Raw genomic sequence first — 22,908 nt, 5'->3', positions numbered from 1 at the left:
GTTCAGCGGTGCCGTTCGGGTGTGAACACCCTTGCTCCAGTGGCCTGTTCGAATTCCTTGAGGAGTGCATGCCACTGCAATGTGAGCTGTAACATAGTAATGTGAAATTGCACTGACAACCCCTGTGCACACGTCAGCTGCTCGTCTGCTCGCCCACCTGCCCGTCATCCCCGGGAGCTTCCATGGCCGACAGTCCCGCACGCCCCTTCACCGGCAGTCACGATCTGTCCGTCTCCACGGAGCTGGCCCGCTTCATGGGCGGCTCATGGGCGGACACGCCGCTGCCTCCCGGCTCCCGGGTGGCGGCCCACTCCGTCACCCCCGCCCGCCGCGCCCGGCTGTCGGCCCGCTTCCCCGGGGAGCGACTGGTCATCCCCGCCGGGGAGTTGAGGATCCGCTCCAACGACTGCGACCACCGCTTCCGGCCGTACAGCGCCTACGCCTGGCTGACCGGCCTCACCGGCGAGGACCAGCCCGGGCACGTCCTCGTCATGGAACCGTACGGGCCGCGCGGCCACGAAGCAGTGCTCCACATCAGACCTCGTTCACCGCGCGGACCGGGCTCGGGGGACGAGTTCTACCGCGACCGCCGCTACGGCGAGTTCTGGGTCGGCCGTCGCCCGGACCTCGCGGAGGCCGAGCGGCTGACCGGCATCCGGTGCGTCCACCTCGACGAGGCGTCCCCGCCGCCCCCCGGCCGCGAACCCTCCACCGACCGGGAACTGGCGGCGACGCTGGCCGAGTTGCGGCTGGTCAAGGACGCATGGGAGGTCGACCAGCTCCAGCTCGCCGTCGACCACACCGCCACCGGCTTCGAGGATGTCGTACGCGCACTGCCCCAAGCCCTCGCCCACCCGCGCGGCGAGCGCTGGATCGAAGGCGTCTTCGGGCTGCGGGCCCGGGCGGAGGGCAACGGCACGGGGTACGAGACCATCGCGGCGTCCGGCGCGCACGCCTGCGTGCTGCACTGGATACGCAACGACGGTCCGCTCGACCGCGACGAGCTGCTGCTCCTGGACGCCGGCGTGGAGACCGACACCCTCTACACCGCCGACATCACCCGCACCCTCCCCCTCTCCGGCCGCTTCTCCCCCGTCCAGCGCCAGGTGTACGAACTGGTCCTGGCCGCCCAGGAAGCGGGCATCGCCGCGCTGCGTCCCGGCGCGCGCTTCCGGGACTTCCACCTGGCCTGTATGCGGGTCATCGCCGAGGGACTGGCCGACTGGGGCGTGCTGAAGGACGCCGAAGGGGATCTGCACCGCCGCTACACCCTGTGCGGCAGCGGCCACATGCTCGGCCTCGACGTCCACGACTGCGCGCAGGCGCGGGCCGAGACGTACCTGGACGGCGTCCTGGCGGAGGGCCAGGTCCTCACGGTCGAGCCCGGCCTCTACCTCCAGCCCGACGACCTGACGCTCCCCGCCGGACTGCGCGGCATCGGCGTCCGCATCGAGGACGACCTGGTCGTCACGGCCGAGGGCGCCCGGCTGCTGTCGGGCGCCCTGCCGCGCACGGTGGGCGGGATCGAGGAGTGGATGGGGTCCCTGCTGGACGCCTCCCTGTGAGCGGGGGCTCCTCCCCGTGAGCGGCGCCGGCGCACGGGGCACGGCCGGGCCGCGACGGCCGGGCCCCCTCGGGGCGGCGTCGGATCGGCGTCAGGGCAGCACGGCGACCCCGTCGAGTTCGACCATCGCCTGTTCGTCCCAGAGCCGGACCGCGCCGATGACCGCCATCGCCGGGTAGTCACGGCCCGCCAGACTCCGCCACACCCGGCCGATCTCGGCGGCCCGGGCCCGGTACTCGGCGACATCCGTGGCGTACACGGTGACGCGCGCCAGGTCGGCCGGTGTCCCGCCGGCGGCCCGGAGGGCGGCGAGCAGGTTGGCCAGCGCCGTCCCGAACTGCTCGGTCAGGGTCTCGCCCACCACCTTGCCGTCCGGGTCGAGGGCGGTCTGCCCGGCCAGGAAGACCAGACGGGAGCCGGTGGCCGTGACCGCGTGGGAGAAGCCCGTCGGCGGGGACAGTTCGGCGGGATTGATCCGCTCCAGGCTCATGAGGCGTACAGCTCCTTCGCGATGATCGTTCGCTGGACCTCCGTCGCACCCTCGTAGATACGGGGTGCGCGGACCTCCCGGTAGAGGTGTTCGAGCAGATGGCCGCGTTGCAGCGCGCGGGCACCGTGGAGCTGGACGGCGGCGTCGACGACGTACTGCGCGGTCTCGGTCGCGAGCAGCTTCGCCATGGCCGAGCGTTTCGGCACGTCGTCCGCGCCGGAGTCGTAGGCGGCGGCCGCCGCGTACACGAGCAGGCGGGCCGCCTCCGTGCGGGTCGCCATCTCGGCGACCTGGTGGGAGACGGCCTGGAGATCCTTCAGTACGCCGCCGAACGCCTCCCGGCCGGCGGTGTGCGCGACCGCCGCGTCGAGGGCGGCCCGGGCCATGCCGACGGCGAACGCGCCGACGCTGGGGCGGAAGAGGTTGAGGGTGTGCATGGCCACGCGGAAGCCCCGGTCCGCCTCGCCGAGCACGTCGTCGCGCGAGACCGGCACGCCGTCGAAGAACAGGCTGCCGATGGGGTGCGGGGAGAGCATGTCGAGCGGGCCGCCGGTGAGACCCGGCCGGTCCGCGGGGACCACGAAGGCGGTGACGCCCCGGGCTCCGGCACCGGCCGTCGTCCGGGCGAAGACGGTGCAGAAGTCGGCGTCGGGCGCGTTGGAGATCCACCGTTTCTCACCGGTCAGCCGCCAGCCGTCGCCGTCGGGTTCGGCCCGCAGGGCGAGCGCGGCGGCGTCCGAGCCGGCGTCCGGCTCGCTGAGCGCGAAGGCGGGCACGGCCCTGCCCGCGACGACCTCCGGCAGCCAGCGGGCGCGCTGCGCCGGTGTGCCGAAGGCGGCGAGGGGATGCGCCCCGAGGCCCTGGAGGGCGAGCGCCGTCTCCGCCTCGGTGCAGGCGTAGGCGAGGGACTCGCGCATCAGGCAGAGATCGAGGGCGCCGGCGTCGAACAGCCGCGCGAGGAGGCCGAGCTCGCCGAGGGCGGCGACGAGCGGGCGGTTGATCCGGCCGGGTTCGCCCTTCTCCGCGAGGGGGCGCAGCCGGGCGGCGGCGAGGCCGCGCAGCTCCTCACACCAGGCGGTCTGGTCGGGTTCGAGCGAGAATACGGGCATTCGTGCCCCCACTTCTTCCGCTTCCGTCACTGCTCGGGCGTGGCTCTTCAGGGCTTTTATCGCGCACCGTTGACTGTCGTCACCTTCACGATACGCTCGATGGGCGTTCCCACTCTGACAAGAGGGGCGAATCATGGAGCTGAGCCCATCGGCCCACCAGGACAGCTTTGCCCGGGATCATCTGCCGCCGCGCGAACAGTGGCCCGAACTCGTCTTCGATCTGCCGGAGCTGCGCTACCCCGAGCGGCTCAACTGCGGCGTGGAGCTGCTGGACCGCACGATCGAGCGCCTCGGCCCGGACCGGACCGCCTTCCGGGACGGCGCGGGCGGGGTGTGGACCTACGGTGAACTGCGCCGGCACGTCGACCGGATCGCACACGTGCTGGAGCACGATCTGGGGGTGGTCCCCGGCAACCGGGTGATGCTGCGGGGGCCGACCACGCCCTGGCTGGCGGCCTGCTGGCTGGCGGTGATGAAGACGGGCGCGGTGGCGGTGACCGTACTGGCCCAGCAGCGCGCCCCGGAACTGGCCGTCATGTGCGACATGGCCCGCGTCACGCACGCGTTGTGCGACATCCGGTCGGTGGACGACCTGGTGAAGGCCGAGGTGCCCGGTCTGCGGATCACGGCGTTCGGCGGGGACGGGCCGGACGACCTGCTGCGCCTCGCGGCCCGGCGGCCGGACGTGTACGAGGCCGTGCCGACGGCCGCCGACGACGTGGCGCTGATCGCCTTCACCTCCGGGACCACCGGACGGCCCAAGGGCTGCATGCATTTCCACCGGGACCTGCTGGCCGTGGCCGACACGTTCTCCGCACGGGTGCTGCGGCCCGAACCGGACGACCTGTTCGCCGGCAGCCCGCCGCTCGGCTTCACCTTCGGACTCGGCGGGCTGGTCGTCTTTCCCCTGCGGGCGGGAGCCTCGGCGCTGCTGCTGGAACAGGCCGGCCCCAAGCAGCTGCTGCGGGCGGTGGCCGAGGAGCGCGTGTCGGTGCTGTTCACCGCGCCGACCGCCTACCGGGTGATGCTCGACCACCTCGACGGTCACGACACCGGCTCGCTGCGCCGCTGTGTGTCGGCCGGTGAGAACCTGCCCGCCGCCACCTGGCAGGCGTGGCACGAGCGGACCGGGATCGGTGTCATCAACGGCATAGGCGCGACCGAGCTGCTGCACATCTTCGTCTCCGCCGCCGACGGGGCGATCAGGCCGGGGACGACGGGGACGCCGGTGCCCGGGTGGCAGGCGCGCGTGGTGGACGGCGACGGTCGGCAGGTGCCCGACGGCGAGGAGGGGCTGCTCGCCGTGCGCGGCCCGGTCGGTTGCCGCTATCTGTCCGATCCGCGCCAGCGGGAGTACGTACGCGACGGCTGGAACCTGACGGGTGACACCTACGTGCGGGAGCCCGACGGCTATCTGCGCTACGTGGCCCGCGCGGACGACATGATCATTTCGGCCGGGTACAACATCGCCGGCCCCCAGGTGGAGGACGTCCTGCTGGCGCACCCGGACGTGGTGGAGGCCGCGGTGGTGGGGCGCGCGGACGAGCTGCGCGGAGAGGTCGTGGTGGCGTACGCGGTGCTGCGGGACGGCGCCGTCCGTGACGAGGGGACGGCGGAGGCCCTGCGGGACTTCGTGAAGTCCCGGCTCGTCCCGTACAAGTGCCCGCGCGAGTTCGTCTTCCTGGACGCGCTGCCCCGCACGCCCACCGGGAAGCTCCAGCGATTCATGCTGCGGGCCACCGAGGCGCCTTAGAGTGATCACGTGGCCGAGCAGCACACTCCCCGTTCCCTGATCGTCTCCCTGTACGGCGCGTACGGGCGGGCGCCCGACAACGCCCCGCTGCCGGTGGCCGAGCTCATCCGGCTGCTGGCGGTGCTCGGCGTGGACGCGCCCTCCGTCCGCTCCTCGGTCTCCCGGCTCAAGCGCCGCGGCCTGCTGGAGCCGCGGCGCACCCGGGACGGGGCGGCGGGGTACGCGCTGTCGGCGGACGCCTGCCAGCTGCTGGACGACGGCGACCGCAGGATCTACACGACGGCCGAGCCGAAACTCTCCGACGGCTGGGTCCTGGCGGTCTTCTCCGTACCCGAGGCCGAGCGGCACAAGCGCCATCTGCTGCGCTCCCGGCTGGGGCGGCTGGGCTTCGGGACGGCGGCGCCCGGCGTGTGGATCGCGCCCGGCGCCCTCTACGAGGAGACCCGGCACACACTGGAGCGGCTGCGTCTCGACCCGTACGTCGACCTGTTCCGCGGGGAGCACCTGGGCTTCGCGGCGACGGCGGAGGCGGTGGGCCGGTGGTGGGATCTGGCCGCGATCTCCAAGCTGCACGAGGAGTTCCTGGACCTGCACGAACCGGTGCTGCGCGCGTGGACCGCGGCGCCCGGTTCCGCCCGGGACGCCTACCGGGACTACCTGCTGGCGCTGGACTCCTGGCGGAGGCTGCCGTACGCGGACCCGGGTCTGCCCGCCGAGCTGCTCCCGGCGGGCTGGCCGGGAGGCAGGGCGGCGGCGGTCTTCGGCGCGCTGCACGCCCGGCTGCGGGACGCGGGCGCGGCGTTCGTCAGGTCCCCGGAAGAAGCGTGAGGCGCGGCTTGGGCGCGTCGGTGCGGCCGGTGGGCGGCCGTCGGCTGCCGGCCCCGTACGGGTCCGGCCAGGGCGCGCCCGGACCCTGGTAGCCCTGTTCGGCCGCGGCGTGCAGGGTCCAGTGCGGGTCGTAGAGGTGGGGCCGGCCGAGGGCGCAGAGGTCGGCGCGGCCGGCCAGCAGCAGGGAGTTGACGTCGTCCCAGGAGGAGATGGCGCCGACGGCGATCACGGGGACGGACAGGGCGTTGCGGATCCGGTCGGCGTACGGGGTCTGGTACGAGCGGCCGTACTCGGGGCGCTCGTCGGGGACGACCTGGCCGGTGGAGACGTCGATGGCGTCGGCGCCGTGCGCGGCGAAGGCGCGGGCGATCTCCACGGCGTCCTCGGCGGTGGTGCCGCCGGGCGCCCAGTCGGTGGCGGAGACGCGGACGGTCATGGGGCGCTCGGCGGGCCAGACCTCGCGTACCGCGTCGAAGACCTCGAGGGGGAAGCGGAGCCGGTTGGCGAGCGAGCCGCCGTAGGCGTCGGTGCGCCGGTTGGTGAGCGGGGAGAGGAACCCGGAGAGCAGGTATCCGTGGGCGCAGTGCAGTTCGAGCAGGTCGAACCCGGCCCTTTCGGCGCGCCGGGCGGCGGCCGTGAACTGTCCCCGCAGACCGGTCAGGGCGGCCCGGTGCAGCTCGTGGGGGACCTGGTTGACGCCGGGGCGGTAGGGCAGGGGGGACGCGGCGGCGAGGGGCCAGTTGCCGCTGTCGAGGGGCTGGTCGATGCCCTCCCACATCCGCTTGGTGGAGCCCTTGCGGCCGGAGTGGCCCAGCTGTACGCCGATGGCGGTACCGGACGAGCGCTGGTGGACGAAGTCGGTGACGCGACGCCAGGCGGCGGCCTGCTCGGGGGTGTACAGGCCGGCGCAGCCGGGGGTGATGCGGCCTTCGGGGCTGACGCAGACCATCTCGGTCATGACCAGACCCGCGCCGCCGAGGGCGCGTGCGCCGAGGTGGACGAGGTGGAAGTCCCCGGGGACGCCGTCCTGCGCCGAGTACATGTCCATGGGTGAGACGACGACCCGGTTGCGCAGGGTCAGTCCGCGCAGCCGGAAGGGGGTGAACATGGGAGGGGTGGCGGGCGGGCAGCCGAAGTCGTGTTCGACGGCGTCGGTGAAGGCCGGGTCGCGCAGCCTCAGGTTGTCGTGGGTGACGCGGCGGCTGCGGGTGAGGAGGTTGAAGGCGAACTGGCGGGGCGGCTGTTCGACGTATCCCGCGAGGTCCTCGAACCAGCGCAGACTGGCGGCCGCCGCGCGCTGGGTCGACTCCACGACGGGCCGGCGTTCGGCCTCGTAGGCGGCGAGGGCCTGGTCCAGGCCGGGCTGCTCCTCGATGCTGGCGGCGAGCGCGAGGGCGTCCTCGACGGCGAGTTTGGTGCCGGACCCGATGGAGAAGTGGGCGGTGTGGGCGGCGTCGCCGATGAGCACGGTGTTGCCGTGCGACCAGTGGGCGTTGACGACCGTGCGGAAGGCGCTCCAGGAGGACCTGTTGGAGCGCAGGGAGCGTCCGCCGAGCGCTTCGGTGAAGATCTTGGCGCAGCGTTCGATGGTCTCCTGCTCGGTGAGCTCGTCGAAGCCGGAGGCCCGCCAGACCTCCTCGCGCATCTCGATGATCACGGTGGAGTCGCCGGCCGTGTAGGGGTAGCCGTGCAGCTGCACCACGCCGTGCTCGGTCTCTGCGACCTCGAAGCGGAAGGCGTCGAAGGCGAAGTCGGCGGCGAGCCAGATGTAACGGCAGCGGTGGGTGGTGATCCGCGGGGCGAACGCGCCGGCGTGGGCCTCCCGGGTCCGGCTGTGCACGCCGTCGGCGGCGACGACCAGGTCGTAGGCGTCCGCGAGCTCGTCGGCGGCCGGCGCCTCGGTGCGGAAGCGGAGCCGTACGCCGAGGTCGGCGCAGCGCCGGTGCAGTATCTCCAGGAGCCTGCGCCTGCCGAGGGCGGCGAAGCCGTGGCCGCCGGAGGTGAGCGTGCGGCCCCGGTGGACGATGTCGATGTCGTCCCAGCGGACGAACTCCTTCTGCAGGGCGCGGTGGACGGTGGGGTCGGCGTGCTCGATGCCGCCGAGGGTCTCGTCGGAGAGGACGACGCCGAAGCCGAAGGTGTCGTCCGGGGCGTTGCGCTCCCAGACGGTGATGTCGCGGTCGGGGCCGAGGCGTTTGAGGAGGGCGGCGGTGTAGAGGCCGCCGGGTCCGCCACCGATGACGGCGACGCGCATGGCTGTCACCTGCCCCGCCACTTCGGCGGCCGCTTCTCGGTGAAGGCCGCGTGGAACTCCGCGTAGTCCTCGCCGTTCATCAGGAGCGCCTGGGTGGCGGCGTCGAGCTCGACGGCGGCTGCCAGCGGCATGTCGAGCTCCGCGGTGAGCAGCGCCTTCGTCTGGGCGTGGGCGAGGGCGGGGCCGTCGGCGAGGCGGCGGGCGAGTGCGGCGGCCTCGGCGGGGGCCTGCCCTTCCTCGGTGAGCCGGCTGATCAGGCCGATGCGTTCGGCTTCGGGGGCGCGCACCGGTTCGCCGAGCATCAGCAGACGGGTGGCGTGGCCGAGGCCGACGACGCGGGGCAGCAGATAGGCCGCGCCCATGTCGCCTCCGGAGAGGCCGACCTTGGTGAAGAGGAAGGAGAAGCGGGCGGTGGGGTCCGCGATCCGGAAGTCCGCGGCGAGGGCGAGGACGGCACCGGCGCCCGCGGCCACGCCGTGGACCGCGGCGACGACGGGGAAGGGGCATTCGCGCAGCGCGCGGACGACCTGTCCGGTCATCCGGTTGAAGTCGAGGAGCTGCGCGGTGTCCATGGCGAGGGTGGCGCCGATGATGTCGTCGACGTCGCCGCCCGAGCAGAAGCCCCGGCCCTCGCCGCCGAGGACGAGGGCGCGCACGGCGCGCTCCCTGGACAGCTCGGCGAGCAGGTCGCGCAGATCGGCGTAGGCGCCGAAGGTGAGCGCGTTGAGCTTGGCGGGGCGGTCCAGCGTGACGGTGGCGACGCCGTCGTCGACGGCCAGGCGCAGATGGCGCCACTCCTGGGTGCGGGGCGCGGAGCTGGTGAACGGGCTCATGGGAAGCGGCCTCCCTCGGCGAGCGGGCTGCCGGTGCCCGCGATGCCTGCACGCCGAAGCTATCACTCCTACGTGACTTCCGTCACGAGTACGCGATAAACTCGCCGGTAAGGGTGCGCCGTGTCACATCCGTCCGGAACCGGCGAAGGTCCTGTACCAGCTCTGGCACAGGTCCCCGGCGGATGGGACGGGCGCCTCCGGTCCGGCTGCCCGCACTCCGTATGGTTGAAGGTGAGACGCCACGTGCCGCAGGAGTCACGTGGGCTCCCGGGGACGCACGCGAGCCCGCTCGTGGGCCCGTGGGTGTCATGGCTATGACCGGCTTCACACCCTCGCGGGCAGCCGGTGACCCGCATGACCCTTCATGACGCCCATGGACCGCTCGGACCTCATGCTCCGGTGACGGGCCACGCCGGACGAACCACCCGAACGAACGAACACCCGGACGGAAACCCCGGAACGGACACCCGGAACGGACCCCCCACCTTGCTCGAAGCCTCCGGTCCCGCCTTCTGGCGCATCGCACTGCCGCACAGCACGGCGGCGGTGCCCCTCGCCCGTGCCCTCATACGTACGGCCCTGGCGGATCTGGAGGTGTCGGCCGACAGCGACACCGCCGAGCTGCTGACGGCGGAACTGGTGGCGAACGCGGTGGAGCACACGACGGGCGAGGATCCGATCGAGCTGGTCGTGGAGCTGCTGCCGTCGGGCTGCCAGGTCGAGGTGCACGACCGCGACCCGGCGCCGCCCCGCGCCCTGGCCCCGGGCGAGCCCCTGCCGGAGCCCGATCCCTGGCAGGAGCACGGGCGCGGTCTGCTGCTGATCCGGGCGCTCAGCTCGGCCTGCGGCCACCGCCCCACCCCGCACGGCAAGGCGGTCTGGTTCATCCTTCCGGCGTTGCGGACTCCGTGACCGCCGCGGCGCCCAGGCGCGAGTGGCGGCGTCCGTAGAGGGCGTAGACGAGGGCGCCGACCACCAGGAAGGCGGCGAACTGCACCCAGGTCGTCCAGCCCGTGCCCCAGATCAGGTAGAGGCAGAAGAGCACGCCGAGAACGGGGCTCACCGGGTAGAGCGGCACCCGGAAGCCGGTCTCCGTCCCCGGGTAGCGGCGACGCAGCGCGATCACCGCGATGTTGACCACGACCATGACGGCGAGGGTGCCGATGGTGGTCAGGTTCATCACCACGTCGAGCGGGACCACGGCGGCCGGGACGGCGAAGACGGCCGCGACGATCCAGGTGTTGGCGACGGGTGTCGCGGTCTTCGGCGAGACCCGCTCGAAGACCCGTGGGATCAGCCCGTCGCGGGACATGGACATCAGGATGCGGGTCTGGCCGTACATCACGGCCAGCACGACCGACGCGATGGCGACGACCGCGCCGAACGCGATGACCCCGCCGCCCAGGGACGATTCGGTGACCGCGTCGACGATCATCGAGAGCGCGGCGGGCTGGTCGGCGACCTCGTCGGCGGACATGGCGCCGATCGCGGCGATGGCCACCAGGCAGTAGAGCAGCGTGACGATGCCGATGCAGATCATGATCGCCAGAGGGATGTTCCTGCGCGGGTTCTTGACCTCCTCGCCGGCGGTGGTGATGGCGTCGAAGCCGATGTACGAGAAGAACGCCACCGAGGCACCCGACGTCACGCCCATCAGGCCGTGCGTGGCGAAGGGCGACAGGTTGCCGGAGTCGAACGCGGTGAGGGCGATGGCGCAGAAGAGGACGAGGACCAGGATCTTCACCACGGCCATCACCGCCGTGGCGCGGGCGCTCTCGCGGATGCCACGGACCAGCAGCAGCGCGGCGAGCGCGATCACCACGATGGCGGGGACATTGATGACTCCCCCCTCGCCCGGCGGGCTGGAGAGGGCGGCCGGCAGCTGCCAGCCGATCAGGCTGTCGAGGAGCTCGTTGAGGTACTGGCCCCAGCCCACGGCGACCGCGGAGACGGAGACGCCGTACTCCAGCAGCAGACACCAGCCGACGAGGAACGCGAGACGCTCGCCGAGGGTGGCGTACGCGAAGGAGTAGGAGCTGCCGGACACCGGGATCGCGCTGCCCAGCTCGGCGAACGAGAAGGCGGTGAAGACACAGGTGATCGCGGCCAGGACGAAGGAGACGACGACCGCGGGGCCGGCCTCCGCGACGCTGTCGGAGAGCCCTACGAAGATGCCGGTGCCGACGATGGCACCCACTCCGAAGCAGACGAGCTGGAAGAGGCCCATGGTGCGCTTGAGGCCGTGCCCTTCCAGGTCCGCGCCTGATTCGGCGACCAGCTGGGCGGGTGTCTTGATGCGCGATCCGGTGGGACGCATGGGGTGGTTCTCTTCTCTGGTCGTGCTTGATGGCGCTGGTGGTGCCCGGCGGTGCGGGTGGTGCCTGGTGCGGGCGGTGCCGGGTGCCGGCGGTGCTGGTGGGTGCGGTGGTGCCGGTCGTGCTTGTCGGCCTGATGGGGCTCAGTGCCACTGCTCGTGCGGGTGTGACGGGTAGTACAACGGGTGCGAGTGTTACGGGTGGCGCGGGTGTTACGGGTGGCGCGCGGTGGCACCGCCGCCCTGCCCGGGTCTCAGCATGACCGGCCCAGGCGCCGTACGGGCTGCCGCCGCTCGCACACAGCGAAGTGGGGTTCGGCTGCGCGAGCCAGAACCCCACCATGTGCCCTGATTGTATCCACTACCCCGCATATTCACCCAATCGGGCGCATGCCTATCCCGGGGTCCCCCGGCGGCGTGCCCTCGAAGGGCTCCACCGGCCCCGGACCGGAACCGGGAGCCGCCGCAGCGGCGCGGGGCGCCTCACCGCTCGCCGGCCAACGTGGCGACCATCACCGCCTTGATGGTGTGCATCCGGTTCTCGGCCTCGTCGAAGACCACCGAGTGTTCCGACTCGAAGACCTCGTCGGTGACCTCCAGCTCGCGCAGACCGTGGCGCTCGTGGATGTCGCGGCCCACGGCGGTGCCCAGGTCGTGGAAGGCCGGCAGACAGTGCAGAAACTTGACCTGCGGGTTTCCGGTGGCCCGCAGGACGTCCATCGTCACCGCGTACGGCGCGAGGGCGGCGATGCGCTCGTCCCAGACCTCCTGGGGCTCCCCCATGGAGACCCAGACGTCGGTGGCGACGAAGTCCGCGCCCCGGACGCCCTCGGCGACGTCCTCGGTGAGGGTGACGCGCGCACCGCTGGCCGCGGCGGCCTTGTGGGCGATGTCGACGATCTCCTCGGCCGGCCAGTACGCCTCGGGCGCCACGATGCGCACGTCCATGCCCAGCAGCGCGCCTGTGACCAGGTAGGAGTTGCCCATGTTGTAGCGGCCGTCACCCAGGTAGGCGAACACGACGTCCTCCAGGGGCTTGGCCGTGTGCTCGGTCATGGTGAGCACGTCGGCGAGCATCTGGGTGGGGTGCCAGTCGTCCGTCAGGCCGTTGTAGACCGGGACTCCGGCATGAGCGGCGAGCTCCTCGACGGTCGACTGGTCGTCCCCCCGGAACTCGATCGCGTCGAACAGCCGGCCGAGCACCCGGGCGGTGTCCCGGGCGGACTCCTTCTTGCCGATGTGGGAGCCGGTCGAGTCGAGGTACGTGGTCGTGGCCCCCTGGTCGGCGGCGGCGATCTCGAAGGAGCAGCGCGTACGGGTCGACGACTTCTCGAAGATCAGCGCGATGTTCCTGCCGCGCAGCCGCTGGACCTCGACGCCCGCCTTCTTGGCCGACTTGAGTTCGGCGGCCAGATCGACAAGGCTGCGGAACTCCTCCGCGGTGAAGTCCAGCTCCTTGAGGAAGTGGCGGCCGGTGAGGTCGGGGGCCATGGGGAACGCTCCAGGGTTCGCATACGAGGACAATGAAAGTCTATACGAGACTTAGAATTCTTATACGGAGCCTCGGTCCCCGCCCCTGGGCTCGACCGCCCCCCTCACCCGTGTGGCGCCGCCCCCGCGCCCCCGGAGCCCCCTGCCTGGACCAGGCCGGATCGGCGGCCTGGTCCAGGGGAGCGGCTTCAGGGGGCGTCGCGCTCCACCGGGCAGCTCATGCAGCGGGGGCCGCCCCGGCCCCGGCCCAGCTCACTGCCGGGGATCTCGATCACTTCGATGCCCTCCTTGCGCAGATGGGTGTTGGTCGTGACGTTGCGCTCGTACGCGACGACGACGCCCGGCTCCACCGAGAGCACGTTGCACCCGTCGTCCCACTGCTCGCGCTCCGCGGCGTGCACGTCCTGCCTCGCCGTGAGCACCCGGATCTCCCTCAGTCCCAGCGCCGCCGCGATGGCGCTGTGCATGTGCTCCGGCGGATGGTCCGTGACCCGCAGGCTCTGCCCTCCGTCGCCGGGTTCGATGGTGTAGGAGCGGAGCATGCCGAGCCCCGCGTACTGCGTGAAGGTGTCCTCGGACACCATCGTCATCACCGTGTCGAGGTGCATGAACGCCCGGCGTTTCGGCATGTCGAGCGCCACGATGGTGCGGGCCGACCCGGCGGCGAACAGACCGCGTGCCAGCATCTCGACGGCTTGCGGGGTGGTGCGCTCGCTCATCCCGATGAGCACCGCCCCGTTGCCGATGACCAGGACGTCGCCGCCCTCGATGGTGGAGGGGTAGTCGTCCTGCCCCTCCGACCAGTGGTGGAAGGGGCCGGCCTCGGGGCTCGTGAAGAGCGGGTGGTGCTTGTAGATGGCCTCGAAGTGGACGGTTTCGCGCTGCCGGGCCGGCCAGCGCATGGCGTTGATGGAGACACCGTCGTAGATCCAGGCCGAGGTGTCCCGGGTGAACAGATGGTTGGGCAGCGGCCGTAGCAGGAAGTCGTCCAGGTCCATCACATGGAAGCGGACGGAGGTCGGTTCGGGGTGACCGGCCAGGAACTCCCGCTTGGTCATCCCCCCGACCAGCGCCTCGACCAGATCCCCCGTATCCATCTGGTCGAACGCCGCTCGCAGGTGATCCGTGGCCAGCGGACCGTACTCCTTCTCGTCGAAGACCCGGTCCAGCACGAGCTTTCTGGCCGCCCCGACCTCCAGGGCCTCGCGCAGCAGGTCTCCGAAGAGATGCACCTCCACCCCCCGGTCGCGCAGCACATCGGCGAATCCGTCGTGTTCATGGCGTGCCCGGCGCACCCACAGCACGTCGTCGAAGAGCAACGCGTCCTTGTTGCTGGGGGTCAGCCGCTTCAGCTCCAGATCGGGCCGGTGCAGGATGACGCGGCGAAGCCGCCCGGTCTCGGAATCGACATGGAATCCCATGACTCCATCCTCACCACGTGGAGCACTCTTCACCCGGCGAACTGCCGCTGCTCTTGAGTCGCATCCGTCACGGCACCGCGTCGATCACCCCCACGGGGAGGCACCGGCGGTGCCTCCCCGTGCGGCTCCCGGCTCGGGAAGCGCCGGGGCGCGGTGGTCACAACCGCGGGTCCACCGGCTCCGATTCCAGGGCCAGGACCGCGAAGACCGCCTCGTGGATCCGCCACAGCGGCTCACCGTCGGCCAGCCGGTCCAGCGCCTCCAGGCCCAGCGCGTACTCGCGCAGCGCGAGCGACCGCTTGTGGCCCAGGAAGCGCTCGCGCAGCCGGTCCAGGTTCTCCGGCCGGGTGTACTCGGGACCGTAGATGATCCGCAGGTACTCGCGGCCGCGCACCTTGATGCCGGGCTGGACGAGCCGCCCCTTCCCGTCCCTGGCGAACGCCTGCAACGGCTTGACGACCATGCCCTCGCCACCCGCGCCGGTCAGCTCCAGCCACCAGTCGACACCCGCGCGCACCGACTCCTCGTCGCCGGTGTCGACGACCAGCCGGCGGGTGGCCTGGAGCAGTCCGCCGCGGGGGGCGTCGTGCTCGACCAGCCGGTCGAGAAGGGCCAGCTGCTCGTCGTGCGGGACGGCCGCGAGCGAGCGTCCCTGGGCGGCCAGGATCTGGAACGGCGCGAACCGCACGCCGTCCAGACCCTGGGTGCCCCAGCAGTACCGCCGGTAGGCATCGGTGAACGCCTCGGCGTCCCGGGCCCGTTCGCGCTGCTTGCCGAGCAGGTCCTCCAGCCCGACCCCCCGGTCGACGGCGGCCTGGAGGGCGGCGATCGCGCCGGGGAACACCGCGCCGGAGGCGGCGCCCACCGCCGCGTACTGCGCGCGCAGCAGACCCGACGCCTTCAGCGACCACGGCATCAGCTCACCGTCGATCAGCAGCCAGTCCGTGCCGAGTTCGTCCCACAGGCCGGCGGCCGTGACCGCCGCGCGCAGCCGTTCCAGCACCTGCTCGGTGACGGTCTCGTCGTCGAAGAACGGCCGGCCCGTCCGGGTGTGCAGCGCGCCGGTCGCCCGCTCGGAGCCGAACCGCTCGTGCGCCACCGCCGCGTCCCGGCAGACCAGGGCGACGGCCCGCGACCCCATGTGCTTCTCCTCGCACACGACCTGCCGGACACCGTCCGCCCGGTACTGCGCGAACGCCTCCACCGGGTGCTCCAGGTACCCCTCGGCCCGGGAGGTCGCGGTGGGCGACATGGTCGGGGGGAGGTACGCGAGCAGCCGCGGGTCCACCGCGAACCGGCTCATGACCTCCAGCGCCGCGGCGGCGTTCTCCTCGCGCACCCCGACGTTCCCCAGGTGACGGGTCTCCACGACCCGCCGGCCGTGCACGTCGGCCAGGTCGAGGGGCCGTCCCTGGTGCCCGCCGGGCGCGTCGGTGGCGAGCGGCTTGACCGGCTCGTACCAGACCTTCTCGGCCGGTACGTCGACGATCTCGCGCTCGGGCCAGCGCAGCGCGGTCATCTTCCCGCCGAAGACCGCGCCGGTGTCCAGGCAGATGGTGTTGTTGATCCACGAGGTGCCGGGGACGGGGGTGTGGCCGTAGACGACCGCCGCGCGGCCCCGGTAGTCCTCCGCCCAGGGGTAGCGCACGGGGAGCCCGAACTCGTCGGTCTCGCCGGTCGTCTCGCCGTACAGCGCGTGCGAGCGCACCCGCCCGGAGGTGCGTCCGTGGTACTTCTCGGGGAGGCCGGCGTGACAGACGACCAGCTTGCCCTCGTCGAGGACGTAGTGGCTGACGAGTCCGTCGATGAAGCGCGCCACCTCCGCGCGGAACTCCTCGCTCTCGCGCCCGAGCTGCTCGATGGTCTCGGCCAGGCCGTGGGTCTCCTGGACCTTCCGCCCCTTGAGCCAGCGTCCGAGCTTGTTCTCGTGGTTCCCGGGCACGCACAGCGCGTCGCCCGACGCGACCATGCCCATGACGCGGCGCAGGACGCCCGGGCTGTCGGGTCCCCGGTCGACGAGGTCACCGACGAAGACGGCGGTACGGCCCTCGGGGTGGCTGCCCTCCTCGTAGCCGAGCTTGGCGAGCAGGGTCTCCAGCTCGGAGCTGCATCCGTGGATGTCACCGATGATGTCGAAGGGGCCGGTGAGGTGGCGCAGGTCGTTGTAGCGCTTCTCCAGTACGACCTCGGCGGCCTCGACCTCCTCGACGCCGCGCAGTACGTGCACCTTGCGGAAGCCCTCGCGCTCCAGCCCGCGCAGGGAACGGCGGAGTTCGCGGCGGTGGCGCTGGATGACGTGGCGGGGCATGCCGGCCCGGTCGGGCCGGGCGGCGTTGCGCTCGGCGCACACCTCTTCGGGCAGGTCCAGGACGATCGCGATGGGCAGCACGTCGTGCTCCCGGGCGAGCCGCACCAGCTGCTTCCGGCTCTCCTGCTGCACGCTGGTCGCGTCGACCACGGTCAGCCGGCCGGCGGCGAGGCGCTTGCCGGCGATGTAGTGCAGGACGTCGAAGGCGTCCTTGCTCGCGCTCTGGTCGTTCTCGTCGTCGGCGACGAGTCCGCGGCAGAAGTCCGAGGAGATGACCTCGGTGGGCTTGAAGTGCTTGCGTGCGAAGGTCGACTTGCCGGAGCCGGTGGCCCCGATGAGAACGACGAGGGACAGGTCGGTGACGGGAAGCGTGCGGGTCGGGGTGCCGGTCATGCCGCCTTCTCCTCCTTCGCGTGCGTGGGGGTGGTCTCCGCGGCCGCGGCCGCGGCGGTGGCGGTGGCGTCGCCCCGCGGTACGGCGGTCGTGCCGTCCTCCGGGGCCGGCCCGGGTGCCCGGTCCCTGCTGAACACGGCCATCTGCGTGGGCGGCCCGACCTCCGGGTCGTCGGGGCCGACGGGCAGGAACTCCACGCCGTACCCGTGGCGCCGCGCCGCGCCGCGCGCCCAGGCGCGGAACTCGCCCCGGGTCCATTCGAAGCGGTGGTCGCCGTGGCGCACATGGCCGGCGGGCAGGGTCTCCCAGCGGACGTTGTACTCGACGTTCGGCGTCGTCACGATCACCGTGCCCGGTCGCGCCGACCCGAACACCGCGTACTCCAGAGCGGGCAGCCGCGGCAGGTCGAGGTGCTCGATGACCTCGCTCAGGACCGCGGCGTCGTATCCCTGGAGCCGCTTGTCGGTGTACGTCAGCGAACCCTGGAGCAGCGTCACCCGGCCGGCCTGCCGCTCGCCCATCCGCTCCAGCCGCAGCCGGCGCGCGGCGACGGTCAGCGCCCGCACCGACACGTCGACACCCACGATGTCCGTGAAGCGGACGTCCTTGAGCAGGGCCTGCACCAACTGGCCCTGCCCGCAGCCCAGGTCGAGCACCCTGGCCGCCCCCGCCGTGCGCAGGGCCTCCAGGATGGCGTCCCGACGCTGCTCGGCGAGCGGCACGGGCCTGTCCTCCGTGTCGGTCGTCTCGTCGACGGCGTTGTCGACGTCCTCGATCTCCAGGTCGTCGGCCGCGGCGAGCCGCACCAGCTCCAGCCGCTCCATCGCCTGCCGGGTCAGCCCCCAGCGGCGCGAGAGATAGCGGCTGGTGATCAGCTTCTGCTCGGGGTGCCCGGCCAGCCAGCCCTCGCCGGCCCGCAGCAGCTTGTCGACCTCGTCCGGAGCCACCCAGTAGTGCTTGGCGTCGTCGAGGACCGGCAGCAGGACGTAGAGGTGGCGCAGCGCGTCGGCGAGGCGCAGCTCACCGGTGAGCACCAGCCGTACGTAGCGGGAGTCGCCCCACTCCGGGAACCGCTCGTCCAGCGCCACCGGCTCGGCCCGCACCGACGCCCAGCCCAGCGGTTCGAAGAGCTTGCGGACCAGCTCGGCGCCACCGCGCGCGGGCAGCGCCGGGATCTCGATCCGCAGCGGCAGCGCCGCCGCGGCCCGCTCGGGCAGCGCGGGGCACGCACCGCGCAGGGCGCTCTTGAAGACGGTGCTCAGGGCGACCGCGAGCAGTGACGAGGCGGCGTACGGACGGTCGTTCACGTACTGCGCGAGCGCCGCGTCCGGGGCGCCGCCCCGGCCCTTGCCCTTACCGCGCCGGACCAGCGCCACGGGGTCCACCTCAAGGAGCAGCGCCACCGTGCAGTGCTCGGCGGACGCCTCGGGGTAGAACACGTGTGCCGTACCGTGCGAGGTGGAGAACGCCTGCGCCTTGTCGGGGTGCTTGTGCAGCAGGAAGCCGAGGTCGGTGGCGGGGCGCTCGGGGGTACCGGTCGTACTGATCGTCAGGAACACATGTCCGAGTATGGCCGGGCCCGACTACCGCGACCAGCGGATTTCGCCGGGGCCCGCGCTGCCGGGCCGACCGCCCGCCGGCGACCGGGGACCGGTGAACCGGCCGGGCGGACCGCCGGACCGCCGAGAGGGAAGGCCCCCGGCCCCCGCCCCCTCCCTCGCCTGCGGCAGGTCGCGAACCGGCCCGGCACGGCTCCACCCGGGCCCGGACCGGACCGGCCGGGCCCGGCCGGCTCAGCTCAGCTGCGACTGGACCTGCGAGGAGATCAGCTCCAGGTGGTCGAGGTCGTCCAGGTCCAGGACCTGGAGGTAGAACCGGGAGGCACCGACGGCACCGTACCGGCCGATCTTGTCGACGACCTCGGCCGGTGAGCCGGCCAGCCCGTTCTCCTTCAGCTCCTCGACCTCACGTCCGATGGCCGCCGCTCGCCGCGCCACCTCGGCGTCGTCCCTGCCCACACAGACGACCAGTGCGTTGGAGTACACCAGGTCGTCCCCCTTGCGCCCGGCCTCCTCGGCGGCCGCGCGGACCCTGCCGAACTGCCGCTCGCTGTCCTGCGGCGAAGAGAACGGCATGTTGAACTCGTCCGCGTACCGCGCGGCCAGGCGCGGCGTGCGGGTCGGCCCGTGGCCGCCGATCAGCACCGGCACCTTGTCCTGGGCGGGCTTGGGCAGCGCGGGCGAGTCCTCGAGCCGGTAGTGGTCGCCCTCGTACGAGAACGTGTCACCGACCTCGGTGGCCCACAGACCGGTGACGATCGCCAGCTGCTCCTCCAGACGGCCGAACTTCTCCTTGGGGAAGGGGATGCCGTACGCCTTGTGCTCCTCCTCGAACCAGCCGGCGCCCAGCCCGAGCTCGATCCGGCCGCCCGACATCTGGTCGACCTGGGCCACCTGGAGGGCGAGGACGCCCGGCAGCCTGAACGTGGCGGCGGTCATCAGCGTGCCGAGCCGGATCCGCTTGGTCTCACGCGCCAGACCGGCCAGTGTGATCCAGGCGTCGGTCGGACCGGGCAGCCCGTCGACGGACCCCATCTTCAGATAGTGGTCGGAACGGAAGAAGGCGTCGAAGCCGAGGTCCTCGGTGGCCTTGGCGACGGTGAGCAGGGTGTCGTAGCTCGCCCCCTGCTGGGGCTCCGTGAAGATTCGAAGGTCCATCCGTCCATCCTGCACCGTCGGACGGCCGTCGACCGCACCTCCCCCGGCCGGCCGCCAACGGCCCACCCGGGTGAACATCGTCGAACCGGTGGCCCGCGCCCGCCCCCGCCAGTGACCCCCGGCCCGCGGCCCTCGTTGGCTCGGGCGGAGCCGGACCGCCCGGCCCGCGCGCCGGCGGCAGCCGTCGGTGCGTCGTTCTCTCTGGTCGCCCTCCCCCACGGGCAGGGCCCGGGCCGAGGAGGCCGTCATGTCCCAGGAAGCCGTGCCCGAGCAAGCCGTGCCCGAACAGACCGGGCCCGACCGGGTGAGGCCCGATCAGGGCCTGCCCGGACAGCAAGGCGCCGGCGCCCCCAAGGGCCTGTTGCAGCAGATGGAGGCGATGATGGCGGCGCTCACCGCCGACCTGTCCCGGCTCGACGCCGACCTGCAGTCGTCGGCCGAGCGCTACGGTGACGGCGAGGGCGGGCGCGAGATCACGGCGGAGAGCGGTGCCGGCCACCGCGCCGGCAGGGCGCGGGCCCGGTCCCGCGGGCGGTCGGGCGCCGAGGGTGAACAAGGCGCGGCGGGTGGACAGGACCGCGCAGGCGAACAGAACACCGCGGACGAGCGGGGAGCCGACCGGTCCGGTGCCGGGAGGGCCCCGTCCGGGCGCTCCTGAAGGGATGGCCGGCCGCCGGGTCACGACGACTTCGCCGCCGAGTCCGCCGGATCCGTGACGGACGACCGCTCACGGTCCGCGCCGGGTGGTCTGCTCCGCTCGCGCACCGTGAGCCGCCGCAGCATGACCCGCACCCGGTCGCTCGACTCGTCGGCGGCGTCTATCGCCTCGATGCTCTGCCAGTACAGCCCCTCCTCGTCGGTGGCGCAGGCGACGCCGACGAGCGCGATCCCCACCTCCCCCAGCAGCACCCCCAGCTCCAGCAGGGCGCCGCGCAGATCGGCCACTCCGGTCAGCTGCGCCGCCCGCATCCCCCCGACGCGCAGCGCCGGGTGGCCGGGCCCGATGAACCCGCGCCCGCCGATCTCGCTGAGCCCGTCCGCGTCCCCCCGGAGCTCCGGCGGTCCGACGAGCGCCAGATGACCGCCGATCGCCTGCGCGAGGGACTGCGCCTGCCAGGCTTCGGCCACGATGTCCAGAGCGGCCCGGCTCTCCGCCAGGGCACGCCGACTGGTAGCGATGAGCCGCTCCGCATCCATGTAAGCCGCCCCCGTTCGTACGACTATCTGTCTACTCATTCACTACCCAGAGTGAAGGCGAATGAGCCTAAAAGCCAGGGGAATTCGGAAATCTGTGGACAGGAAGCTCAGTGTGCATGATTCGATCACTCCGAAGAGTGACGATCAGGGTGCCTGGCACGGCCGGGCGGGCGCCCCACGGGGAAGCGGATCTCGTTCCGGTCGATCTTCTCGGAGAGCGCCCTGAGCGGATCCACGCCCAGAACACCGCAGAACTGCAGCAGATACGCGAGCACGTCGGCGACTTCGTCCGCCACGCGGTGGGCCGAGTCCGGCTCGTCCATCACCCGCGCGGCTTCCTCCGGCGTCAACCACTGGAAGATCTCCAGCAGTTCGGCGGCCTCCACGCTCAGGGCCGCCGCCAGGTTCTTCGGCGTGTGGTACGGCTGCCACGCGCGGGCCGCCGCGAACTCGGCGAGCCGTCGCTGCAGTCCTTCAACATCCGGTTCTGTCACGGCGACAGGTCTACCACCGATACTCCCGGCCTTCCCCGCGCGGCCCTCGCGCCCGCCTCGCCGACCGTTCCCACCAGCCGGATGTGTCCCTCGGCGCAGATCCGCGCGGCCAGCGCGGCCAGTTCGGTGATCTGACGGCCGTCCATCCCGCGGTCGAAGCCGTCGGCGAGGACGGTGAGCGTCTGCATGGCGCCGGGCACCTCCGCGGCCTGGTCCATGGCCAGCACCCCCGGGCCGGTGAGCAGGACCAGGGCGAGCGCCAGGTAGCGCAGCTCGCCCTCGCCGAGCCGTCCCATCGGTGTGCCGCCGCGGCCCTCCAGCCCGAGCACCGCGCGTACCGTGCCGTCGGCCAGTTCCTCGACGGCGAGCTCACGCACGGGTGCGGCGCAGCCCGCGCGGGCCACGGCCGCCAGCCGCGCGTGGCGCCGGGGGCAGCCGGTGCGGGTGCGGTGCAGCACCTCGGCGAGGTTGTCGCAGCCGCGCCGCAGCCGGCCGTCGCCGACCGGTACGGGGGACCGCATGTTCTGCGGCTGCGGGTCGCAGGCGAAGACCGACCGCAGTGCCACCACGACCTGTTCGGCGGCGGCGAGCACCCGTAGCTGTGCTTCCGTCCTGCCCGCGACCCGCAGCGGCAGCAGCGCCGTGCCGAGCCGGTCGTCGGGCAGGGGGGCGCGGGTGACCGTCACCGATCCCGCCGTGTGCCACTGGGCCTGCACGGTGCGGCGTCCCGGATCGCGCAGCGCGGTGGTCAGCAGGGTGCGTCCGTCGCCACCGGTCAGCCGTTCGCCGACGATCCGCGGCTCGGGTTCGGCCTGGACGGCGAGGTCGAGCCGGACCGGACCGGCCGGGCCGTCCACGGTGCAGCCGATCCGGAAACCCCGCCGGCCCTGTGCGTCCGCCTCGGCACGCTCCGGAACGCACCCGGCCGGGTCACCGAAGACCTCGGTGAGCGTGGCGCCCGCGCCGAGCCGCGCCAGCGCCTCGTACGCCTCCAGAGCGGTCGACTTGCCGCTGCCGCTCGCTCCCGCGAAGAGCGTCACCGGTGCCAGGGGGAACGCCGCCGCGCGGTGCGACCGGAACGCGGAGAGCCTCAACTCGGTAAGGACGGGACGGGCGGGGCGGGCTGGGTGTGCGGCCGGGGGGTTCGAGCGCGATGCGTACATGGTCGGACGGTATGAGCGGTATTCATGCTGAACCGTTTTGCCCGAACAACCTTCCTACGAATGAGGGACGGCCGCGGCCGTTCCCTCCACCTCGGTGCCCACCGGTGCCAGCAGGAAGACATTGCGGTCGACGCGGTGCATCGCGCTGCCGAGTCCGAAGACGATGCCGCTGCTGAAGTCCAGGATCCGCTTGGCGACCTCGCTGTCCGCGCTCGTGAGGTCGAGCAGGACCGGAATCTGCGCGATGAGGTACTCGGCGACCTCGCGCGCGTCCGCGAAGACCTGTACCCGCAGGACGACCATGCGGCGCTGTTCGGCGGCCTCGTAGTCCCTCGGGAGCGTGTGGTGATCGACCCTGGACGGCCACTCGTTGCGCCCCCGCAGCGGCACGACCTGGGCCAGGCCCTCCCACTGTTCGTCGGTGACGTCGTACCTCTCGTACCTACTCATGGACCTATCCTCGCCTCCCTCACCCGTTCGGCCCAACTGCGACACGAACCGGACATCGGGAATCACCGGTCGGTCCACCTCGTGCGCCGTACGACCAGGGTCGGTCCTGGGTGCGATGCCGGGCGGCGC

At 72.4% G+C, this 22,908-nt stretch carries 19 protein-coding genes; 5 read left to right on the top strand and 14 right to left on the bottom strand.

The features are described 5' to 3' along the window. Positions 1–182 precede the first annotated feature (182 nt). Positions 183–1,565, top strand: a complete 1,383-nt coding sequence (locus tag PUR26_RS29145; RefSeq protein WP_329876879.1) for an aminopeptidase P family protein — start codon at positions 183–185, stop codon at positions 1,563–1,565. A 90-nt stretch (positions 1,566–1,655) separates the two neighbouring features. Here PUR26_RS29145 and PUR26_RS29140 read toward each other — a convergent pair whose 3' ends face one another. Together PUR26_RS29140 and PUR26_RS29135 are read right to left on the bottom strand one after the other, a co-directional pair. Continuing rightward, positions 1,656–2,054, bottom strand: a complete 399-nt coding sequence (locus tag PUR26_RS29140) for a RidA family protein (RefSeq protein ID WP_329876877.1) — start codon at positions 2,052–2,054, stop codon at positions 1,656–1,658. After that, positions 2,051–3,163 (bottom strand): acyl-CoA dehydrogenase family protein, encoded by a 1,113-nt coding sequence (locus PUR26_RS29135; protein ID WP_329876875.1) that lies wholly within the window; start codon positions 3,161–3,163, stop codon positions 2,051–2,053. Before PUR26_RS29135 ends, PUR26_RS29140 begins: the two co-directional genes overlap by 4 nt. A 133-nt stretch (positions 3,164–3,296) precedes the next feature. Here PUR26_RS29135 and PUR26_RS29130 point away from each other — a divergent pair, with 133 nt between their 5' ends. Beyond that, entirely contained in the window at positions 3,297–4,916 is a 1,620-nt protein-coding gene (locus tag PUR26_RS29130) for an AMP-binding protein (protein WP_329876873.1), read from the top strand. Positions 4,917–4,925: 9 nt separating this feature from the next. Beyond that, positions 4,926–5,744 (top strand): PaaX family transcriptional regulator, encoded by an 819-nt coding sequence (locus tag PUR26_RS29125; protein WP_329876871.1) that lies wholly within the window; start codon positions 4,926–4,928, stop codon positions 5,742–5,744. Here the strand turns inward: PUR26_RS29125 and PUR26_RS29120 are convergent. Together PUR26_RS29120 and PUR26_RS29115 are read right to left on the bottom strand one after the other, a co-directional pair. Continuing rightward, entirely contained in the window at positions 5,722–7,998 is a 2,277-nt protein-coding gene (locus PUR26_RS29120; protein ID WP_329876869.1) for a bifunctional salicylyl-CoA 5-hydroxylase/oxidoreductase, read from the bottom strand. The genes PUR26_RS29125 and PUR26_RS29120 overlap by 23 nt on opposite strands. Positions 7,999–8,003: 5 nt before the next feature. Then, positions 8,004–8,831, bottom strand: a complete 828-nt coding sequence (locus tag PUR26_RS29115) for an enoyl-CoA hydratase family protein (protein WP_329876867.1) — start codon at positions 8,829–8,831, stop codon at positions 8,004–8,006. A 486-nt stretch (positions 8,832–9,317) separates the two neighbouring features. On the opposite strand from PUR26_RS29115, the gene PUR26_RS29110 reads away from it, so the two are divergent. Further along, a complete protein-coding gene (locus tag PUR26_RS29110) occupies positions 9,318–9,743 on the top strand; it encodes an ATP-binding protein (RefSeq protein WP_329876865.1) in 426 nt (141 codons plus the stop codon). Here the strand turns inward: PUR26_RS29110 and PUR26_RS29105 are convergent. The 6 genes from PUR26_RS29105 to PUR26_RS29080 form a co-directional block, all read right to left on the bottom strand. Continuing rightward, positions 9,715–11,148, bottom strand: a complete 1,434-nt coding sequence (locus PUR26_RS29105) for an amino acid permease (protein ID WP_329876863.1) — start codon at positions 11,146–11,148, stop codon at positions 9,715–9,717. The two genes, PUR26_RS29110 and PUR26_RS29105, sit on opposite strands and share 29 nt — an antisense overlap. Positions 11,149–11,628: 480 nt before the next feature. Beyond that, positions 11,629–12,636, bottom strand: coding sequence for an ornithine carbamoyltransferase (argF, locus tag PUR26_RS29100; RefSeq protein WP_329876861.1), 1,008 nt, complete (start codon positions 12,634–12,636; stop codon positions 11,629–11,631). Between the two features lie 188 nt (positions 12,637–12,824). Continuing rightward, positions 12,825–14,057 carry an arginine deiminase gene (locus PUR26_RS29095; protein ID WP_329876859.1) on the bottom strand — a complete coding sequence of 411 codons (1,233 nt, stop codon included), beginning with the start codon at positions 14,055–14,057 and terminating at the stop codon, positions 12,825–12,827. Between the two features lie 157 nt (positions 14,058–14,214). Continuing rightward, entirely contained in the window at positions 14,215–16,758 is a 2,544-nt protein-coding gene (locus PUR26_RS29090; protein ID WP_329876857.1) for a polynucleotide kinase-phosphatase, read from the bottom strand. Further along, positions 16,755–18,317 carry a 3' terminal RNA ribose 2'-O-methyltransferase Hen1 gene (locus PUR26_RS29085; protein WP_329876855.1) on the bottom strand — a complete coding sequence of 521 codons (1,563 nt, stop codon included), beginning with the start codon at positions 18,315–18,317 and terminating at the stop codon, positions 16,755–16,757. Before PUR26_RS29085 ends, PUR26_RS29090 begins: the two co-directional genes overlap by 4 nt. 234 nt (positions 18,318–18,551) lie before the next feature. Then, positions 18,552–19,475, bottom strand: a complete 924-nt coding sequence (locus PUR26_RS29080) for an LLM class F420-dependent oxidoreductase (RefSeq protein WP_329876853.1) — start codon at positions 19,473–19,475, stop codon at positions 18,552–18,554. A gap of 247 nt (positions 19,476–19,722) precedes the next feature. On the opposite strand from PUR26_RS29080, the gene PUR26_RS34760 reads away from it, so the two are divergent. Beyond that, the gene (locus PUR26_RS34760; RefSeq protein WP_443077205.1) at positions 19,723–20,133 is read left to right on the top strand and encodes a hypothetical protein; all 411 of its coding nucleotides are present in this window, start codon (positions 19,723–19,725) and stop codon (positions 20,131–20,133) included. Positions 20,134–20,153: 20 nt separating this feature from the next. Here the strand turns inward: PUR26_RS34760 and PUR26_RS29070 are convergent, their stop codons facing one another. From PUR26_RS29070 to PUR26_RS29055, 4 genes are all read right to left on the bottom strand, one after another. Further along, positions 20,154–20,672, bottom strand: a complete 519-nt coding sequence (locus PUR26_RS29070) for a DUF6099 family protein (RefSeq protein ID WP_329876851.1) — start codon at positions 20,670–20,672, stop codon at positions 20,154–20,156. A 125-nt stretch (positions 20,673–20,797) separates the two neighbouring features. Next, entirely contained in the window at positions 20,798–21,166 is a 369-nt protein-coding gene (locus tag PUR26_RS29065) for a nucleotide pyrophosphohydrolase (protein WP_329876849.1), read from the bottom strand. Next, positions 21,163–22,329, bottom strand: coding sequence for an AAA family ATPase (locus tag PUR26_RS29060; protein ID WP_329876847.1), 1,167 nt, complete (start codon positions 22,327–22,329; stop codon positions 21,163–21,165). The genes PUR26_RS29065 and PUR26_RS29060 overlap by 4 nt, the downstream gene beginning before the upstream one ends. A gap of 54 nt (positions 22,330–22,383) precedes the next feature. Continuing rightward, complete coding sequence (locus tag PUR26_RS29055) at positions 22,384–22,779, bottom strand: cell division protein SepF (RefSeq protein ID WP_329876845.1); 396 nt, start codon at positions 22,777–22,779, stop codon at positions 22,384–22,386. Between the last annotated feature and the right edge of the window lie 129 nt (positions 22,780–22,908).

The organism is Streptomyces sp. SP18CS02 (assembly GCF_036322365.1).
In the GTDB taxonomy this organism is placed as follows: domain Bacteria; phylum Actinomycetota; class Actinomycetes; order Streptomycetales; family Streptomycetaceae; genus Streptomyces.
Note: the sequence above shows the minus strand (reverse complement) of the source record. Positions and strands in the feature narration are given on the sequence as shown.

Bases quoted from the DNA above. Each gene is read 5' to 3' on its own strand.
- PUR26_RS29145 (WP_329876879.1), top strand. From the start codon at position 183: ATGGCCGACAGTCCCGCACGCCCCTTCACCGGCAGTCACGATCTGTCC.
- PUR26_RS29140 (WP_329876877.1), bottom strand. From the start codon at position 2,054: ATGAGCCTGGAGCGGATCAATCCCGCCGAACTGTCCCCGCCGACGGGC.
- PUR26_RS29135 (WP_329876875.1), bottom strand. From the start codon at position 3,163: ATGCCCGTATTCTCGCTCGAACCCGACCAGACCGCCTGGTGTGAGGAG.
- PUR26_RS29130 (WP_329876873.1), top strand. From the start codon at position 3,297: ATGGAGCTGAGCCCATCGGCCCACCAGGACAGCTTTGCCCGGGATCAT.
- PUR26_RS29120 (WP_329876869.1), bottom strand. From the start codon at position 7,998: ATGCGCGTCGCCGTCATCGGTGGCGGACCCGGCGGCCTCTACACCGCC.
- PUR26_RS29115 (WP_329876867.1), bottom strand. From the start codon at position 8,831: ATGAGCCCGTTCACCAGCTCCGCGCCCCGCACCCAGGAGTGGCGCCAT.
- PUR26_RS29105 (WP_329876863.1), bottom strand. From the start codon at position 11,148: ATGCGTCCCACCGGATCGCGCATCAAGACACCCGCCCAGCTGGTCGCC.
- argF (WP_329876861.1), bottom strand. From the start codon at position 12,636: ATGGCCCCCGACCTCACCGGCCGCCACTTCCTCAAGGAGCTGGACTTC.
- PUR26_RS29095 (WP_329876859.1), bottom strand. From the start codon at position 14,057: ATGGGATTCCATGTCGATTCCGAGACCGGGCGGCTTCGCCGCGTCATC.
- PUR26_RS29090 (WP_329876857.1), bottom strand. From the start codon at position 16,758: ATGACCGGCACCCCGACCCGCACGCTTCCCGTCACCGACCTGTCCCTC.
- PUR26_RS29080 (WP_329876853.1), bottom strand. From the start codon at position 19,475: ATGGACCTTCGAATCTTCACGGAGCCCCAGCAGGGGGCGAGCTACGAC.
- PUR26_RS34760 (WP_443077205.1), top strand. From the start codon at position 19,723: ATGTCCCAGGAAGCCGTGCCCGAGCAAGCCGTGCCCGAACAGACCGGG.
- PUR26_RS29070 (WP_329876851.1), bottom strand. From the start codon at position 20,672: ATGGATGCGGAGCGGCTCATCGCTACCAGTCGGCGTGCCCTGGCGGAG.
- PUR26_RS29060 (WP_329876847.1), bottom strand. From the start codon at position 22,329: ATGTACGCATCGCGCTCGAACCCCCCGGCCGCACACCCAGCCCGCCCC.
- PUR26_RS29055 (WP_329876845.1), bottom strand. From the start codon at position 22,779: ATGAGTAGGTACGAGAGGTACGACGTCACCGACGAACAGTGGGAGGGC.